Raw genomic sequence first — 16,574 nt, forward strand, 5'->3', positions numbered from 1 at the left:
GGCTTGTCCAGCAGTCCCTTAGAACTCACACCTGGATCGGCCAACGATGGGGGTGCAAGGGTGCTTGGTCCCCCATCCGGGCGCCCTTGTGCTGAGGCCTAAGCCCCGCGCCAGACGCGCAACACGCCCTCGCGAAAGCCGCCGACGAAATGATCAGACGTATCCGCTGGCAGAATTTGGCTGAGATCATCGAACGAGCCGCTCACCATAGTCGTAAGCTCATGCGCCGAAGCATGCTCCGCCCAGCGGCGTCCCAATTCCAATCCGCGTTGCCGCTCAGCCTCTGCGTCCATCGTCTTAGCTACCCCACGTGTTAACCGGCCCCGGCGAAGTTGCTGACCGCGCCGGGGCCTTCTACGTTCTCGCCAATCTAAGAAAGCTTGGGGGCTGGAAAGATGGGCAAGGCGTGCCCCAGACAAGCAGAACCTGGGTGTTTGGCTAGTGCCCTTTGTGCCAATGCGACCGCAGGTATTGAGGTAGTTGGGGGCAAGAAGCTAAATGGAAAAATGTCAGTCACGATGCGGAGGGCCGGCATCCGTCAGTTCTATTGGCTGCCTCCAAGCGCACGCCCCAGTCGTTCCAGTTCAAGCGTGACGCAGAATAGCGTGAACAACGATACGACGAGTTGCAGTCCCCGGCGGAACATGAGCCAAAGATCGGCGCCCTGATTGATCTCCGGCAAATGTCTGAAGAACACGACACCGAATAGCGAGCCGCCGAAAATAAAGGCGAGACGCCCCAGAAACAGAAACAGGTGACTCAGGATCGGATTCGAGCGCGGAGGTGGGAGCGGAACGCGTCGCAGGCGATACCAATAGGCGACCTGCATCGCAATGATAATGACGGGCCTAGCAAGGTTATCGGACCGTTCGAACGGCAACTGCTCACCGGGATGGATTATCAAGTGCCTAAATTCGGGCAGGCCGTCCAAGATTATGAAGAGTGCTCCTGTCAGTTGAACCACGAGAAGAACCAAATAAACGGCTCTGGATTTTAGGTTCGTCATCTCGAACACCCGTCAACTCCGCTACGGCCGGCCGCACTTAGCCTGCTTCGAGGGCACTCAGCTTCGTCCTGAACTGGACCTAATCTGGTGGATCGAGGTTTGCCAGCCGCTCTCGGTCGAGAAGTACGATTTCCCGGTGACTACCAGCGGTGAAATCAAGTACGCCCGCTCCATGCAGCCTGGATAGAACACGACACACCGTTTCGAGTGCTAAGCCGAGGTAGTCAGCTATATCGCGACGGTACATGGGGAGTGCCATTGAGTTAGTGGCGGTCAGGCGCTTGTCCATCTCCAGCAAGAACGCGGCAACTCTCTCCGATGACGATTTACGGCCAAGCAGCAGCATATGATTTTCCGCGTGCTCGAGGTTGCTGGTAGTCATACGGAGTAGGTTGCGCGAGACAGCTGGATCGGTTTCGGCGACCATTTCTAGAGTTTGCCGTCTGATCAGGCGAAGCGTCGTCTCGACCACCGCCTGGGTCGTAAATCGATGCGTCCCACTGTTCTCCAGCCCGAAAATATCTCCGGCCAAATGGAATGCGCCAATCTGGCGTCGACCGTCAGAGAGCAGTTTGTAACTGCGCGCCGCTCCCCTGATTACTTGATAGACGTATTCGGCAGGTTCCTTCTCACTGAAAATTGCTTTCCCCTTTTTGTAGATCAATACACTCGAACTGACGCCCGGATTTGATTCGCTCGTGATGCCAAGGTCAGTGAGCGAATTAGGGCAGAGGGACCGCCCCGTAGTATTACGCACAAACATGCGGGCTACTCTTTTATTGATTTTTAGCCAATCGAATACGTCTCGGTGCGCGGAACGATAAGCTCCACCCCAAGGTGGAGTGAAGCATAGTATTTGGCGACTGACGCGATGGTACTGTACCAAGGGACAGTGGAGCATTGTCACTGTTGCCGTCAGCGCGGTTGTGCTCGCTGGCGTCGTGTATCGGTCTGGTGACGGGCCGCCGCATCGTGGGGCACGGCAAAGCCCCATAGCTGCATCGCGGCTTCTCCTGATTGTGTCGGCTTCCTTGCAATGGTGATGATCGTCTCATCGCCATCGGTCACACGACAGTGACACTGATGCGCACAAGGGGACAACGTGCCTACAGCTGAACAATGCCGCGCTTATGCCGCCGAGTACAAACTACGTGCCGCTGATCCGAGGAATTCACCCCGCCGAGCGACCGTGCTGACGAACATCTCACGGAGCTGGGCAGCGCTTGGGAGCCAGCTTGAGAACCTTGCAGAGATCGCGAAGTCGGAAGGCAAGTGAGATCGCCTCCCGTCAAAGTGGGCTGGCCCGTGCGTCCTCATCCGCACTTGGCGGCTATCGCTTCGTGACCCGCTTGTTGAGTGCTTTGCGCATCGCCGTTTCGTCCGCGATGAATTTCGAGACCTGATGCTGCTCAGCCTGGGTCAGCCACCGGGTCAGCTTGTCGGCGATCATGGCCCTCTCGCTGAAGCTTGCGTCCCGAGCCGGGTGGGCCACCGTCCATGCGATTAATGCCAGCTGGCGTTTGGTCGGACGCTGGCGTGATCGCGAGCTTATATTTGTTGACCGTTCTGCGGTCATTGGTCTCCCGAGGGCGTAGACCCTTCTAGTCGCGCAGCTTTTTGCCGAATTCCTCTTACTGTTTCGGTCAAGCTGGCACGAACTGCAGCCCCCTTGGGGCGCGGCCCGTTACGATTACCCATGTGGCGGGAAGTGCTCCTTCGGATCGCAGTCATTGCTGTCGGCATGCTGCCGGTGGCGCTGCTCTCTTTCGCGCTTTTTAGAATGTGATTAACGACGTTCATTGATCTGGCTCAATGGCGCAGCTGCCTATCGAGCGGCCTCCTCATGCGAGGAAGGCGCGTCATGAAATCGCCGTCGGTACTGGATTTACCAATCACTGGTCTGGGCATCAGCCGCGTTTGGTCTCGCGTTGATCGCATCGTTGACGTTGTGAAGCCGAATTGCAACCTCCGGAATAAAGCGTAAGATTCAAGTGATTTGCGAACTCGTGGAGGGCATCGTGGCAGCGCCAGACCTCGTTTTCAAAGTCGCCATTATTGGGCTGAGCGTTCTTTCAGCATCTTTCGCGTATACGCTGGTGCTGGGTCTGTAACGGCGTCCCAGAGGCCGGCCTCGCAGAGGGCAATCTTTGTCCTTCAGAACGGTAACTTTGCGGGTTGCCAGGCCTCGATGTCACGTCCATCGCCGGTCAATGCAGCGCCAAGATAGTCGGCGGCGTTGAACTGGAGGACCCAGCCGTCAGCGCTGGCGTCGACATGCTGGCAGCAGCCATAGTCGCGGTGTAGTTCAGGACGTCGCGGGCGCCGGAGGCGCGCATCTCACCGAAGGTGATCTTTTGAAGGCAGGTTCGTCACGGTTCCCGCTCGCGCTTTTCTTCGACGTCATGAGCGCCATTGGTCGAGGAGCGATAAGGTAGTCGGGAGCTCTTATGCCGATCTGCGCGTTCGTGCGACCCGGCGTTGGATGCCGCGGCGACGCTTGTGCTCTTCTAGACGACGTTGCGGGGGCGGGGGCGGCGAGGCAAACTCGCTGGCCGGCAGATTCTCGATCAGCTCGCCGAGCGTAAGATCTTTAGATACGGTCGTAGGTGGCTGCTCAACCGCCGAGAGCAAGTCCCGGCCCGCGTCCGTGATACACCACTCGCCTGGCTCGCGCGCGATCAGCTTTTGGCCGAAGATATCGAGGTCTGGTGCCCGCGCAGCCAGAAGCTTCATGCGACCGGTCCACTCGGGTCCGCTGGTGTAGAAAAGAGCCAGGTGTTGCTTGACGACGTCAAGACTGGCCCGGCCATCGGGCTGGCCGGCGAGGATTTTGAGTATCGACATCTGAAAGCTCACGTCCGCCACCAGTACGCGACTACCAAACTATCGGACTAACGTAGCGTGTGCATCGGTCGTGTCTAGCGCCATCTTCTTTATGAACGGAGCGACCGAAACTCGGCGGGGTAAAGTAAAAGCGGGGCCTGATTGCTAGCCATTCTTAGATTTTCCGCAGAGGACTTGCCTCGGTTTTCCTTCTCTTTGTAGCTGACATTGGTCCCTTCGTTGAGGGTATTTCGCTCCGCAGTGAGGGCGTCCGCCAACAATCTGTCGAGCACCCGCCGGTCCTCGGCGTCGGCCTGGTGTGAGCCGCCGGTGATGCCGGCGCGCCTGGCCCGGCGCTGTGCGCCGACAGCCTCGATGAGGCGATCGCCTGGCTCAGAGGACACTGGCGAGGGCCTCGCGCAGCCGAGAAAAAACCCCGGCCTTGGGTTTGGGGCAGGCCGGGGCTTGGAGGTTGTTAAGGCCAGGCCTCGGGCTGAGGCTCGAACGCGCATCGACCATCGATGACCTTGCGGCGCCTTTCAATTGCCCTTATGGACAGGCTTTCCCGCGCCATGCAAATCGCGATCTTGATCCTCAATGAGGCAGATGCTCGGCGTTATCGGCGTCTGCACCGCCTGAGTGGTCCTACCGGCTTTTTCCTAAGCGGGACCGCCGCGTTGTCGAGAGATAAAGAAAAGCCCCGGACGACGCCGGGGCTTAAGTTCGCTGGAGGAAATCAGTAACGCGCTGCGATCGGGGCGCCATAACCGCCGAAGCGGTAATTGAAGCGCAGCGTGATCATGTCCACGTCCTGCGTGATCCGGTCGTTCACAAAGGCGGCAAGTCGCGGATCAGCGACCGTGAACGAATTATTCCGGTGCCCCATGAACAAATGGTCGTATTCGACGCCCACCGACCAATTCGGGGTGAAGCCATACTCGTATCCAACACCAATGACACCACCCCAGCGGGTAGCGCTTTGCGCGGCGAGCTCGGTGCCGAAGGCATTATCGATGACGCTTAAGCGGTTGTCTGTCACCGCCGCGCCGCCCTTCACGTAGAACAGTGACGCATTCCAGGCGTAGCCGATCTGGCCGGTGAAGAGGCCGATGGCACTGGTTTTGGTGCGAGTGGAGAGCGAAGCATCGATCAGGCTGACGCGCTGGTTGCTGAGATCCGCCCAATCGCCCTGGGCTTCCAGGCCAAACACCCACTGGCTGGCCTGCCAGCGATAACCGAGCTGGCCGCCGATGACGCCACCGGACCGATCGCGGCAGCCGGAAGCTACGGCTACGCCGGCCGCGTCAAGGAAATCCACGCAGTTGTGGTTCTGCGCCCAGCCACCATTGCCGCCGATGTAGAAGCCGGTCCAGTCGTAGATCGGTGCCACGATCGGAGGCGGTGCCTTGGTGTACGGACGCGCCGCCAAGTCAGCCGCCGACGCCGGAGCGGACAATCCAACGGCCATCATCCCGACCGCAGCAACCAGAAATTTTTTCATACAAGTAATCTCCTCAGAAAGCAGTTCGATAGGGCGATAAGCCCCGCCCGACGAATCAACAGTAGTTCGTTCGCCCCGTGGTTGCTGTAGCCGAGCTGCAACACTCGCTTCGGATCACATCTTCAAATTGTTTATATCCATTAATGACTTAGCGGAACCAAAAGCCCTCTGGCGTGCATAACCCTGATTGCCCGAGACGCGCAAAATCACTCAGTGCACTGGTGGGAGCGACCGCCGCCAGCCTTCACCGCCATCCACAGGGGTTCATAGGCATTCATATATATTTTCGCGGCCGAACCGTCACCGGATCGCGACACAAATGTAAACACAACAACCACATGGAATTGATTTAGCTACATTTTTTGCTCATTAATTCTTCCCTGCGCAGGGAAGGCCGAGTGATTGGCACCACCTGTATGCTGCTGTGCGGTTTCCTTGCGCTACCTTTCGCGCAGCGGACCGCGGGTGCGAGGTCAGCACCCGGCCTTCCCTGCGCCCTCTTGGCTTCGAGGGTGGAACGACGAAGCAAAGCTCGGGCGAAATGAGCCGCGAGAATGCGATGGTGTGTCTGCAACACGCGCTGTCATCGCCCGCGAAGGCGGGCGACCCAGCATTCCAGAGGCGGGTGTGGTTGAACGCTGCGCTTCGGCTATGCCGTGCCGATCACGAAGGGCAAGTACGACATCGTCCAGGAGTTCAGATGCGGCGGCACGTCGTTCTAACCACCGAGGAGCCGCCGGCAGGCGTCGACGAAGACCTGCGCGCCCGTGACGATGTCGGCGTCGGCGGTGTTCTCGGTCCAGTGGTGGCTGATGCCGCCGATCGACGGCACGAACAGCATGCCCGCGGGCATGACGGTCGCGAGCAGCTGCGCGTCGTGGCCGGCGCCGCTGGGCATGCGAATGGATCGTCCGCTGGCAAGGGCCTTGCTCGCGGCTTCGATGGCGTCCTGGAAGCCGGCGTTCATCATCGCGGGCGCGCCGGTGCGAATCTTCTCCACGGTGACGGTGCAAGGGCCCTTCGCGTTGGCCTCTTCCGACATGGTCCGCAGCAATTGCTCCAGCCGCGAGATCACAGCCGGATCGTCGTCGCGGATCTGGAACAGCAATTCGGCCTTGCCCGGAATGATGCTCGGCGCGCCGGGATCGAGCGTGATGCGGCCGGTGGTCCAGACCGTGCGCGGGCCACAGGCGCCTGGGAACCGCTCGTCGATCGCGACGCAGAACTTGGCCAGCGCGAGGCCGGCATCTTTCCGCGCCGCCATGCGGGTGGTGCCGGCATGGTTCTGCTCGCCGACGAAATTGATCTGGTATTGCCAGATGCCGACGATGGAGGTCACCACGCCGATCGCCAGCTTGCCGCTTTCGAGCGTGTCGCCCTGCTCGATATGCGCCTCCAGATATCCGACGTGCCGTCCCGGCTCGGCCGCGACGCGCGCGCGGCCCGAGAGCCCCATGTCGGCGAGCGCGCCGCGCATGGTGCGGCCGCTGGTGCGGTCGCGGGCGGCATCGATGTCGGCCTCGGTCACCTGTCCGACATAGGAGCGCGAGCCGAGGAAGTGCCCAAAATGTCCTTCCTCGTCGCACCAGGCGGCGATTTCGACCGCGCCCCTCACGGACGGATCGGCATTGAGCACGCGGGCCGCTTCGAGCGCATAGACGACGCCGAGCGGGCCATCGAGCCAACCGGCGTAGTTCTGGCTCTCCAGGTGCGAGCCCGCCAGCAGCTTCGGCCCCGGCTTCGCGCTGCTGCCGAACACATTGCCGATGCCGTCGATCGCGGCGGTGAGGCCGGCGTCGGGCAGCTTCTGCACCAGCCAGTCGAGCGACAGTTTGTGCGGCTCGGAGAAGGTCGGCTTGTGCACGCCGGTCTTGTAGGCGCCGATGGCACGGAGCGCATTGAGATCGGCGAGAACGCGTTGCCCATCGGCACGCGGCTTGGTGTCAGGCATGTTCGGCAACCTTCAGCGCCTCGGTGCGGATCTCCTCGACCAGCCGTTCCTTCAACTGGACGAATTCGGGCGTGGTCTTGATCTTGTAGGAGCGCGGATGCGGCAGGTCCACATTGATCTCTGCCTTGATACGGCCGGGGCGCGCGCTCATCACGATGACGCGGCTGCCGAGGAAGATGGCTTCCTCGATGTCGTGGGTGACGAACAGCACGGTCTTCTGGTCGCGCTCCCAGATGCCCAGCAGCATCTCCTGCATCAGGGCGCGGGTCTGGTTGTCGAGCGCGCCGAAGGGCTCGTCGAGCAGCAGGATCTTTGGATCGTTGGCGAGCGCGCGGGCGATCGCGGTGCGCTGCTGCATGCCGCCGGAGAGCTGCTTCGGCCAGTGGTTCTCGAAGCCGGACAGCCCGACCTGGCGGATAAAGGCATCGGCGATCTTGTTGCGCTCCGCCTCGGGCACGCCGCGCTCGCGCAGGCCGAAGGCGATGTTCTCGCGCACGCTCAGCCAGGGAAACAGCGTGTAGGACTGGAACACCATGCCGCGATCGGCGCCCGGGCCGGTCACCTCGCGCCCGTCGAGCGTGACGCGCCCGCTGGTCGGCCGGTCGAGACCGGCGACGATGCGAAGCAGCGTGGACTTGCCGCAGCCGGAGGGGCCGAGGATGGTGACGAAATCGTTGTTGCCGATGGTGAGGTCGGTCGGCTCCAGCGCCCTGGTCGGTGCGTTGCCGTGGCGCGCGGGGAAGGTTCGCGAGACCTGTTCGATCTTCAGCGTGGTCATGCGAGCCTCCACGGAAACAGCCAGGCGTTGAACGCCTTGAACATGAAGTCCGAGAGGAGACCGATCAGTCCGATCACGATGATGCCGAAGATGATCTGGCCGGTGTTGAGCAGCGCCTGGCTGTCGGTGATCATGTGGCCGATGCCCGATGACGAGCCAATCAGCTCGGCGACGATGACATAGGTCCAGGCCCAGCCCAGCACCAGCCGCAGAATCTCCGCGATCTCGGGTGCGGAGGAGGGCAGCAGCACCCGGCGGATGATGCCGCGGTCGCTGGCCCCGAGCGTATAGGCCGCCTCGACCAGATCGCGCCGCGTGGTGCCCACGGTTACGGCGATCATCAGGATGATCTGGAACACCGCGCCGATGAAGATGACGAGCAGCTTCTGCAATTCGCCGATGCCGGCCCACAGGATCAGCAGCGGGATAAAGGCCGAGGCAGGCAAATAGCGAGCAAAGGAGACGAACGGTTCGAGGAACGCTTCAACCGGCTTGTAGGCGCCCATCAGCACGCCGAGCGGAACCGCGATGATCGCCGCGAGCGCGAAGCCGCCGACGACGCGCCAGATCGTCATGCCGATGTCGAACAGGAAGCCCTGCTTGGCGAGCAGGTCATAGCCTTCCTGCATCATGGTCAGCGGGTTGGCGAGAAAGGTCTTCGACACATGGCCGCCGAGCGTCGCCCACGACCAGAGGGCAACGAACAGCACGAAGAACGCGAGGCCGTAAGCCACGCGCTGCTTCGATGTCACGGGATCCAGGGGACGCATCAACGATCTATCCGGGCGGTGAACGAGTTTTCCGGCCCCGCCGCGAGACGGGGCCGGCAGCTCCTGAACGGTTTACTTGATGTAGCTCGCGTCGAAGAGGTCCTCGACCTTCGGCGCGGCCTTGATGATGCCGATCTCGAGCAGGAGGTCGGCGGCCTCCTTGTTGAAGGTCAGGAAATCGCCGGCAAAGAACTTCTGGTTCGCGGCCTTGTCCTGCCAGCGCAGATATTTTGCCGAGTTGCCGAACGCGTCGCCGGTCTGCTTCACATCGGCACCCATGATCTCATAGGCCTTGGCCTGATCCTTGGCGATCATGTCGAGCGCCTCGAAATAGCTGTCGGCGAGCGCCTTGGCGGCCTTCGGGTTCTCGGTGAGGAACTTCGGCGTGCAGCCAAAGGTGTCCATGACCATCGGATAGTCGAGCGTGGTCGCGATGATCTTGCCCTTGTCGGGCGCGGCGCGAACCGTCGACAGATACGGCTCGTAGGTCATCGCGGCATCGTTCTGGCCGGAGACGAAGGCCTGCGCGGCCGCCGCGGGCTCGAGGTTCACGACGGTGACGTCCTTCACCGAGAGCCCGTTCTTCTTGAGCATCCAGGCCAGCGCGAAATAGGGCGAGGTGCCGGGCGCGGAAGCCGCGACGGTCTTGCCCTTGAGGTCCTTGATCGATGCGAGATCGTTGCGCACGGCCATGCCGTCGGCGCCGTAGCTCTTGTCGAGCTGGAAGATCTGCTTGGTCGCAACGCCATTGGCGTTCCACGAGATCCAGGTCTCGACGGTCGTGGCCGCGCACTGGACGTCGCCGGAGGCGATCGCGAGGTGGCGGTCCTTCTGCGGGATCTTCTTGATCGTCACGTCAAGACCGTTCTTCTTGAAGATGCCGGCCTCCTTCGCCAGCGTGAGCGGCGCGAAGCCGGTCCATCCGGAGATGCCCACGCCGACCTTGACGTCGTCGGCGAGCACGGGAGTGGAGGCCGCGAGGGCAATGATTGTCGCAAAAATTGTCGAACTACGCATGATTGTCGTCCTCTTGCCGATCGATGGATTGACGTCCCTGTTGATCATTCGGTCCTGATAGACCGTTGCCCGAAGCGTTGCACGATTTGTGCCGACATCGTTCTCTCAGCCTCCCTTGAATCGGGCGACAAGGCGGTGAGAGTCACCGGGATAGAGCAGGCGCACCGCGGTGATGGTGCGCGCGCTGCGCCAAGTATAGCGGTCGATCACGAGGCAAGGCGCGCCGACGGCGATGTCGAGCGCCTCCGCCGTGCGATCGTCCGCAACGATGGCGCTGATCGTATGCTCGGCTTCCGTCCATGGGACATGATGAAGCAGCCACGAGCCGGGCGGTTCGCGCGAGAAATCCGCCGTCGCTGCATCCGGCACGGACGACAGATCGATCAGTCGGTCCTCGACGGCAAACGGCACCTTGTCGGCGCTGTGCCGGCAGGTGATCGCAACCACCTTTCCGGCCTTCTTGACGCCAAGACGCTCGCGGTCGGCGGCGGTCGCCGCGCGCAGCTTGCGCCCGATCAGCTCGTAGCCGTACCCGCGGCCAAGCGCGGTGATCTCGGCGCGAATGTCTGCGATCTTCAGCACCGCGGACAGATGCTGCGGCCGGCGTACGAAGGAGCCGGCGCGCCGCCGCCGTTCGATCAGGTCTGCCTGCGCGAGCTCCGACAGCGCCTTGTTCACCGTCATGCGCGAGCAGCCGTAACGTGCGACCAGTTCGTGCTCGAACGGGATGCGATGCCCGGGCGGCCATTCGCCGGTCAGGATGCGCCTCTCGATGTCGGCGCGGATGCGCTTGTAGAGCGTCGGCTGGTCGGCGGCATCGGTGGCCAGGCTCATGCGACGAGCCTCCGCACCGCTGCGTTGAAGCGCTCGCGCGCGGTCTGTCGCAGTCTGTGTCGTCCGCCTTCGACGACCTTGTGGCCGCCGGCCCAGACGCAATCGATCGCGCCGGTCCCTCCGGCAAAAATCCAACCGTCGATGGCGGCGTCGCGCAAACGTCCCGCGAGCGACGGATGCGCGGTGTCGAGCGTGACGATGTCGGCGCGTGCGCCGGGCCCGAGGCCAACCGTCGCCTGTGCCAGCGCGCGCGCACCGCCGGCGAGCGTGTGATCGAACAGCGTACGTCCCGTCGAGCGACCTGCGCCGCCGGAGAGCACGTTGCGCTCACGATGCTTGAGACGCTGGCCATATTCGAGCTGACGCAGCTCGTCGGCGGCGCCGACCAGCACGTTGGAGTCGGTGCCCACACCGAACGCGCCCCCAGCGTCGACGAATTCGCGCGCCGGAAAGATGCCGTCGCCGAGACTGGCCTCGGTGATGGGGCAGAGACCCGCCACAGCACCGGTCTTCGCGAACGCGGTGACTTCCGCATCAGTCGTATGGGTCGCGTGGATGAGGCACCAGCGTTGATCGAGCGGCGCGTGCTCCAGCAGCCATTGCACCGGCCGTCGTCCCGACCAGGCCAGGCAATCCTCGACTTCCTTCACCTGCTCGGCGGCATGGATGTGCACCGGCCCGCCATCCGCGAGCGGAATGATCGCCGCGAGCTCATCCGGCGTCACCGCTCGCAGGCTGTGCGGCGCGATGCCGATATTGGCGCCCGGCAATCTGCTGATCGACTTGCGCGACGCAGCCATCAGCGCGGCGAACTGATCGACCGAGCAGATGAAGCGGCGTTGTCCGGCATGCGGTGCTGCGCCGCCAAAGGAGCCATGCGCATAAAAACTCGGCAGCAGCGTCAGGGCAATGCCGGAAGCTTCGGCAGCCTGTGCAATGCGCGCAGCCATTTCCGCGAGGTCGGCATAAGGGGAGCCGTCGCGATCGTGGTGGAGGTAGTGGAATTCGCCGACGCGGGTAAAGCCCTGTTCGAGCATCTCGACATACAACAGCGTCGCAACGGCGGCGACATCGTCCGGCGTCATCGTCAGCGCGAAGCGATACATCGTGTCGCGCCAGGTCCAGAACGTATCGGTGCTATCGCCGCGCAGTTCGGCCAGCCCCGCCATGCCGCGCTGGAATGCGTGGCTGTGCAGGCTCGCCAACCCCGGAAGCGCAATTCCATGACGCTCGTCGCCGGCGGCCGGCGCCACGCCCGGCGTCACCTCGGCGATCGCGCCGGCGGTGATCACCATCTGCACGTCATTGGCCCAGCCCGAAGGCAGGAGCGCGGAGGCGAAATGCAGTCGGGTCATGATTACACGCCGGCTGGACAGAACCGCCCCACGATTATATGTCTAGACATATAAGTCAAGCATCCCACGAAGGGACCATTGCATGGCAGAGCGCTTCGACCGGATCTGGCACAACGCCCGGCTCGCCACGATGCGGGCCGACCGTTCCGATCTCGGCGAGATCGAGCATGGCGTGATCGCCACGCGCGGCGGCCATATCGTCTATGCGGGCGCGGCGGCGGATTTTCCTGGTGATGCGGACGCGATCAAGCGGATCGATTGCGAGGGGCGTTGGATCACGCCCGGCCTCGTCGATTGCCATACCCATCTCGTCTATGGCGGCAATCGCGCGCACGAATTCGAGCTGCGCCTGAAGGGCGCAAGCTACGAGGAAATCGCGCGCGCCGGCGGCGGCATTGTCTCGACAGTCGCCGCGACGCGCAAGGCGAGCGAGGCCGAGCTCGTTGCAAGCGCGCTGCCGCGGCTCGATGCGCTGATCGGCGAGGGCGTCACCACCATCGAGATCAAGTCCGGTTACGGCCTCGATACCGAGACCGAGATGCGGCAGCTCTCAGCGGCGCGCATCCTCGGCCGTCAGCGGCCGGTTGCGATCCGCACCTCCTTTCTCGGGGCGCATGCGCTGCCTGTGGAGGCCGGCGGTGACAAGGATCGCTACATCGATCTCGTGTGTCATGAGATGCTGCCGGCCGTCGCAAAGGCCGGTCTTGCCGATGCCGTCGATGCCTTCATGGAAGGTATCGCGTTCTCGGCCGAGCAGACCGCGCGGGTGTTCGAGACGGCGAGGGGGCTTGGGCTGCCGGTCAAGCTCCATGCCGACCAGCTGTCGAACCTCGGCGGCGCTGCGCTGGCCGCAGAATTCTCGGCGCTCTCCGTCGATCATCTCGAGCACACCGACGAGGCCGGCGCCGCCGCAATGGCGAAGGCCGGAACTGTCGCCGTGCTGCTGCCCGGCGCCTTCTATTTCATCCGCGAGACGCAGAAACCGCCGATCGAAGCGTTCCGCAGGCACGGCGTCCACATGGCGCTCGCGACCGACTGCAATCCCGGCAGCTCGCCGCTGACATCGCTGCTGCTCACGATGAACATGGGCGCGACGCTGTTCCGGATGACGGTGGCCGAATGCCTCGCTGGTGTCACCCGTGAAGGCGCGCGTGCGCTCGGCGTGCTCAATGAGACCGGCACGCTGGAAGCAGGGAAGTGGTGCGATCTCGCGATCTGGGACATCGAGCGGCCCGCCGAGCTCGTCTACCGCATCGGCTTCAATCCGCTGCATCGCCGGGTGTGGAGGGGACAGTGACGGAACAGGGCGCGGCGATCGTCGTCAATCCAGGAACGGTCAGCCTCGACGATCTCGCGCGCGTGCTCGCTGGCGCTCCTGTTGTACTCGATCCGTCATTCTGGCCGCGCGTCGAAGCGGCGGCGGAGATCGTCGCAAAGGCAGCACATGGCGCCGCGCCGGTCTACGGCATCAATACCGGTTTTGGAAAACTGGCCTCGAAGCGCATTCCGCCCGACCAGACCGCGATGCTCCAGCGCAATCTCATCGTCTCGCATTGCTGCGGCGTCGGCCCGGCCACGCCGGAGCCGATCGTCCGGTTGATGATGGCGCTGAAGATCGTCTCGCTCGGCCGCGGCGCCTCCGGCGTGCGTCGCGAGGTGATCGAGCAGTTGCGGGCCATGCTGGCGCAGGACGTCTATCCGCTGGTGCCGCAGCAAGGCTCGGTCGGCGCCTCCGGCGATCTTGCGCCGCTCGCGCATATGACGGCGGTGATGATCGGCGAGGGGCAGGCGATTGTCGATGGCAAGACTGTCTCCGGCCGTGAGGCACTCGCCGTCGCCGGACTTGCGCCGCTGACGCTGGGCCCCAAGGAGGGGCTCGCCCTGATCAACGGCACGCAGTTCTCGACCGCCTACGCTATCTCCGGCGTCCTGCGCGCGTTTCGCCTGGCTCGCGCCGCGCTCGTCACCGGCGCGCTGTCGGTCGATGCGGCAATGGCCTCGACGGCGCCGTTCCGCCCGGAAATTCAGGCGTTGCGCGGTCACGCAGGACAGGTCGCTGCCGCCGCGACGTTGACAGCGTTGCTCGACGGCAGCGATATCAGGTTGTCGCATCTCGAAGGTGACGAGCGCGTGCAGGATCCCTATTGCCTGCGGTGCCAGCCGCAGGTCGCGGGCGCTGCGCTCGACCTGATCACGCAGGCCGCGCGCACGCTGATCGTCGAAGCAAACGCCGTCACCGACAATCCGCTCGTCCTGGTCGAGACCGGCGAGATCGTCTCCGGCGGCAATTTCCACGCCGAGCCGGTCGCCTTTGCCGCCGATACGATCGCGCTGGCGCTGTCGGAAATCGGTGCGATCAGCGAGCGGCGGATCGCGACGCTGGTCGATCCCGCGCTCAATTTCGGTCTGCCGCCGTTTCTGACGCCCGACCCCGGCATCAATTCCGGCTTCATGATCGCCGAGGTCACGGCTGCCGCACTGTACGCCGAGAACAAGCAGCGTGCGGCTGCCTGCTCGATCGACTCGACACCGACCAGCGCCAACCAGGAAGACCATGTCTCGATGGCCGCGCACGCCGCGCGTCGCCTCTCGGATATGGCCGATAATCTCGCCGCCATCCTCGGCATCGAGCTGCTGGTCGCCGCACAAGGCATCACGCTGCGCGCGCCGCATGCGACCAGTGCTCCACTCGCAGCCGTCATCGCTGCGCTTCGCGAGCATGTGCCCGCACTCGCCGCCGACCGATACATGGCCGGCGATCTCGCCAGGGCGGCTGCGTTGATCGAAGCCGATGCGCTACCGGCCGTGGCGATCGCGGCGCTTCCAACCGATCCGTTCCCGAGACTTGACCAAAGAGGTGCTCCGCATGAACCGCCGACTGGACAATGACCGCACCATCCGCGCCCCCCGCGGCAGCGACATCAGCGCCAAGAGCTGGCTGACGGAAGCGCCCCTGCGCATGCTGATGAACAATCTCGATCCTGATGTCGCGGAGCGTCCGAGCGAGCTCGTCGTCTATGGCGGCATTGGCCGCGCCGCGCGCGACTGGGAGAGCTTTGACCGCATCACGGCGGCCTTGCGCAAGCTCGAGAATGACGAGACGCTGCTGGTTCAGTCCGGCAAGCCGGTCGGTGTCTTCCGCACCCATGCCGATGCCCCGCGCGTCCTGATCGCGAACTCCAACATTGTGCCGCATTGGGCGACGCTCGACCATTTCAACGAGCTCGATCGCAAGGGCCTGATGATGTACGGCCAGATGACGGCGGGCTCCTGGATCTATATCGGCAGCCAGGGCATCGTGCAGGGTACCTACGAGACCTTCGTCGAGGTCGGCCGGCGCCACTATAGCGGCAGCCTCGCGGGAAGATGGATTCTCACCGCCGGTCTCGGCGGAATGGGCGGCGCGCAGCCGCTGGCCGCGACCATGGCGGGCGCCTCGATGCTCGCGGTCGAATGCCAGCCGAGCCGCATCGAGATGCGATTGCGCACCGGCTATCTCGATCGGCAGGCCGCGACGCTCGACGAGGCGCTGGCGATCATGGAAGAGGCGGCGAGGACCAAGAAGGCAATATCGGTCGGTTTGCTCGGCAATGCCGCGGAGATTTTCCCTGAGCTGGTGCGCCGCGGCGTCAAACCCGACATCGTCACCGACCAGACCAGCGCGCATGATCCGATCAACGGCTACTTGCCGAAGGGCTGGACGCTCGCCGATTGGGAAACCAAGCGCGCCGCCGATCCGAAGGCGGTGGAGCGTGCGTCGAAGACGTCGATGGTCGAGCACGTCCAGGCCATGCTGGATTTCCATGCGCAGGGCATTCCGACGCTCGACTACGGCAACAACATCCGCCAGATGGCGCAGGACATGGGCCTGAAGAACGCCTTCGATTTTCCGGGCTTCGTTCCCGCCTATATCCGTCCCTTGTTCTGCCGAGGCGTCGGGCCGTTCCGCTGGGCTGCGCTGTCGGGCGATCCCGAGGACATCTTCAAGACCGACGCCAAGGTCAAGGAGCTGATGCCTGACGACAAGCATCTGCACAACTGGCTCGATATGGCCAGGGAGCGGATCAAGTTCCAGGGCCTGCCGGCGCGGATCTGCTGGGTCGGCCTCGGCGACCGAGATCGCCTGGGCCTTGCCTTCAACGAGATGGTGGCACGTGGCGAACTGAAGGCGCCGATCGTGATCGGCCGCGATCATCTCGACAGCGGCTCGGTGGCGAGTCCCAACCGCGAGACCGAGGCGATGAAGGACGGGTCGGACGCTGTGTCCGACTGGCCGCTGCTCAACGCACTGCTCAATTGCGCCAGCGGCGCGACCTGGGTCTCGCTGCACCATGGCGGCGGCGTCGGCATCGGCTACTCGCAGCATGCCGGCATGGTGATCGTCGCCGACGGCACGCCGGAAGCCGCGAAGCGCATTGAGCGCGTGCTGTGGAATGATCCCGCCAGCGGCGTCATGCGCCACGCAGACGCGGGCTATGAGACCGCGATTGATTGCGCCCGCGGCAAGGGGCTCGATCTACCGAGCCTGGCGAAGTAGCT

Annotated in this window: 13 protein-coding genes; 3 read left to right on the plus strand and 10 right to left on the minus strand. The window is 63.5% G+C overall.

Features of this window, described 5'->3' with window-relative positions; all coding sequences use genetic code 11:
* Nucleotides 1–544: 544 nt before the first annotated feature.
* From AB7G19_RS12420 to AB7G19_RS12465, 10 genes are all read right to left on the minus strand, one after another.
* On the minus strand, nucleotides 545–1,006 hold the full coding sequence (locus AB7G19_RS12420; RefSeq protein WP_283018915.1) for a hypothetical protein: 462 nt from the start codon (nucleotides 1,004–1,006) through the stop codon (nucleotides 545–547).
* A gap of 79 nt (nucleotides 1,007–1,085) precedes the next feature.
* Nucleotides 1,086–1,769: a helix-turn-helix domain-containing protein gene (locus AB7G19_RS12425; protein WP_063981927.1), complete on the minus strand. Its 684-nt coding sequence runs from the start codon at nucleotides 1,767–1,769 to the stop codon at nucleotides 1,086–1,088.
* A gap of 1,682 nt (nucleotides 1,770–3,451) precedes the next feature.
* The gene (locus tag AB7G19_RS12430; RefSeq protein ID WP_441267838.1) at nucleotides 3,452–3,862 is read right to left on the minus strand and encodes a hypothetical protein; all 411 of its coding nucleotides are present in this window, start codon (nucleotides 3,860–3,862) and stop codon (nucleotides 3,452–3,454) included.
* A 703-nt stretch (nucleotides 3,863–4,565) separates the two neighbouring features.
* Nucleotides 4,566–5,330 (minus strand): outer membrane protein, encoded by a 765-nt coding sequence (locus AB7G19_RS12435; protein WP_063981930.1) that lies wholly within the window; start codon nucleotides 5,328–5,330, stop codon nucleotides 4,566–4,568.
* Between the two features lie 718 nt (nucleotides 5,331–6,048).
* Nucleotides 6,049–7,281: a Zn-dependent hydrolase gene (locus AB7G19_RS12440; protein WP_354096565.1), complete on the minus strand. Its 1,233-nt coding sequence runs from the start codon at nucleotides 7,279–7,281 to the stop codon at nucleotides 6,049–6,051.
* Nucleotides 7,274–8,059, minus strand: coding sequence for an ABC transporter ATP-binding protein (locus AB7G19_RS12445; protein WP_063981932.1), 786 nt, complete (start codon nucleotides 8,057–8,059; stop codon nucleotides 7,274–7,276). The genes AB7G19_RS12440 and AB7G19_RS12445 overlap by 8 nt, the downstream gene beginning before the upstream one ends.
* Nucleotides 8,056–8,829: an ABC transporter permease gene (locus tag AB7G19_RS12450; RefSeq protein ID WP_071911576.1), complete on the minus strand. Its 774-nt coding sequence runs from the start codon at nucleotides 8,827–8,829 to the stop codon at nucleotides 8,056–8,058. The genes AB7G19_RS12445 and AB7G19_RS12450 overlap by 4 nt, the downstream gene beginning before the upstream one ends.
* A 72-nt stretch (nucleotides 8,830–8,901) precedes the next feature.
* A complete protein-coding gene (locus AB7G19_RS12455; protein ID WP_283017258.1) occupies nucleotides 8,902–9,846 on the minus strand; it encodes an ABC transporter substrate-binding protein in 945 nt (314 codons plus the stop codon).
* 105 nt (nucleotides 9,847–9,951) lie between these two features.
* Nucleotides 9,952–10,680: a histidine utilization repressor gene (gene hutC, locus AB7G19_RS12460; protein WP_354096566.1), complete on the minus strand. Its 729-nt coding sequence runs from the start codon at nucleotides 10,678–10,680 to the stop codon at nucleotides 9,952–9,954.
* The gene (locus tag AB7G19_RS12465) at nucleotides 10,677–12,035 is read right to left on the minus strand and encodes a formimidoylglutamate deiminase (RefSeq protein ID WP_283017256.1); all 1,359 of its coding nucleotides are present in this window, start codon (nucleotides 12,033–12,035) and stop codon (nucleotides 10,677–10,679) included. The genes hutC and AB7G19_RS12465 overlap by 4 nt, the downstream gene beginning before the upstream one ends.
* 82 nt (nucleotides 12,036–12,117) lie before the next feature.
* Between AB7G19_RS12465 and hutI the strand changes: the two genes are divergently transcribed.
* Genes hutI through hutU form a run of 3 tightly spaced genes read left to right on the plus strand, consistent with a single transcriptional unit; the run spans nucleotide 12,118 to nucleotide 16,572 of the window.
* The gene (hutI, locus tag AB7G19_RS12470; protein ID WP_283017255.1) at nucleotides 12,118–13,332 is read left to right on the plus strand and encodes an imidazolonepropionase; all 1,215 of its coding nucleotides are present in this window, start codon (nucleotides 12,118–12,120) and stop codon (nucleotides 13,330–13,332) included.
* A complete protein-coding gene (gene hutH / locus AB7G19_RS12475) occupies nucleotides 13,329–14,924 on the plus strand; it encodes a histidine ammonia-lyase (protein WP_283017254.1) in 1,596 nt (531 codons plus the stop codon). Before hutI ends, hutH begins: the two co-directional genes overlap by 4 nt.
* Nucleotides 14,902–16,572: a urocanate hydratase gene (gene hutU / locus AB7G19_RS12480; RefSeq protein WP_354130734.1), complete on the plus strand. Its 1,671-nt coding sequence runs from the start codon at nucleotides 14,902–14,904 to the stop codon at nucleotides 16,570–16,572. Before hutH ends, hutU begins: the two co-directional genes overlap by 23 nt.
* The last annotated feature ends 2 nt before the right edge of the window (nucleotides 16,573–16,574 follow it).

This window comes from Bradyrhizobium sp. 215_C5_N1_1, assembly GCF_052075935.1.
GTDB lineage: Bacteria > Pseudomonadota > Alphaproteobacteria > Rhizobiales > Xanthobacteraceae > Bradyrhizobium > Bradyrhizobium barranii.

Bases quoted from the DNA above. Each gene is read 5' to 3' on its own strand.
- AB7G19_RS12440 (WP_354096565.1), bottom strand. From the start codon at position 7,281: ATGCCTGACACCAAGCCGCGTGCCGATGGGCAACGCGTTCTCGCCGAT.
- AB7G19_RS12450 (WP_071911576.1), bottom strand. From the start codon at position 8,829: ATGCGTCCCCTGGATCCCGTGACATCGAAGCAGCGCGTGGCTTACGGC.
- hutC (WP_354096566.1), bottom strand. From the start codon at position 10,680: ATGAGCCTGGCCACCGATGCCGCCGACCAGCCGACGCTCTACAAGCGC.
- AB7G19_RS12465 (WP_283017256.1), bottom strand. From the start codon at position 12,035: ATGACCCGACTGCATTTCGCCTCCGCGCTCCTGCCTTCGGGCTGGGCC.
- hutU (WP_354130734.1), top strand. From the start codon at position 14,902: ATGAACCGCCGACTGGACAATGACCGCACCATCCGCGCCCCCCGCGGC.
- hutI (WP_283017255.1), top strand. From the start codon at position 12,118: ATGGCAGAGCGCTTCGACCGGATCTGGCACAACGCCCGGCTCGCCACG.
- AB7G19_RS12425 (WP_063981927.1), bottom strand. From the start codon at position 1,769: ATGTTTGTGCGTAATACTACGGGGCGGTCCCTCTGCCCTAATTCGCTC.
- AB7G19_RS12420 (WP_283018915.1), bottom strand. From the start codon at position 1,006: ATGACGAACCTAAAATCCAGAGCCGTTTATTTGGTTCTTCTCGTGGTT.
- AB7G19_RS12435 (WP_063981930.1), bottom strand. From the start codon at position 5,330: ATGAAAAAATTTCTGGTTGCTGCGGTCGGGATGATGGCCGTTGGATTG.
- AB7G19_RS12445 (WP_063981932.1), bottom strand. From the start codon at position 8,059: ATGACCACGCTGAAGATCGAACAGGTCTCGCGAACCTTCCCCGCGCGC.
- AB7G19_RS12455 (WP_283017258.1), bottom strand. From the start codon at position 9,846: ATGCGTAGTTCGACAATTTTTGCGACAATCATTGCCCTCGCGGCCTCC.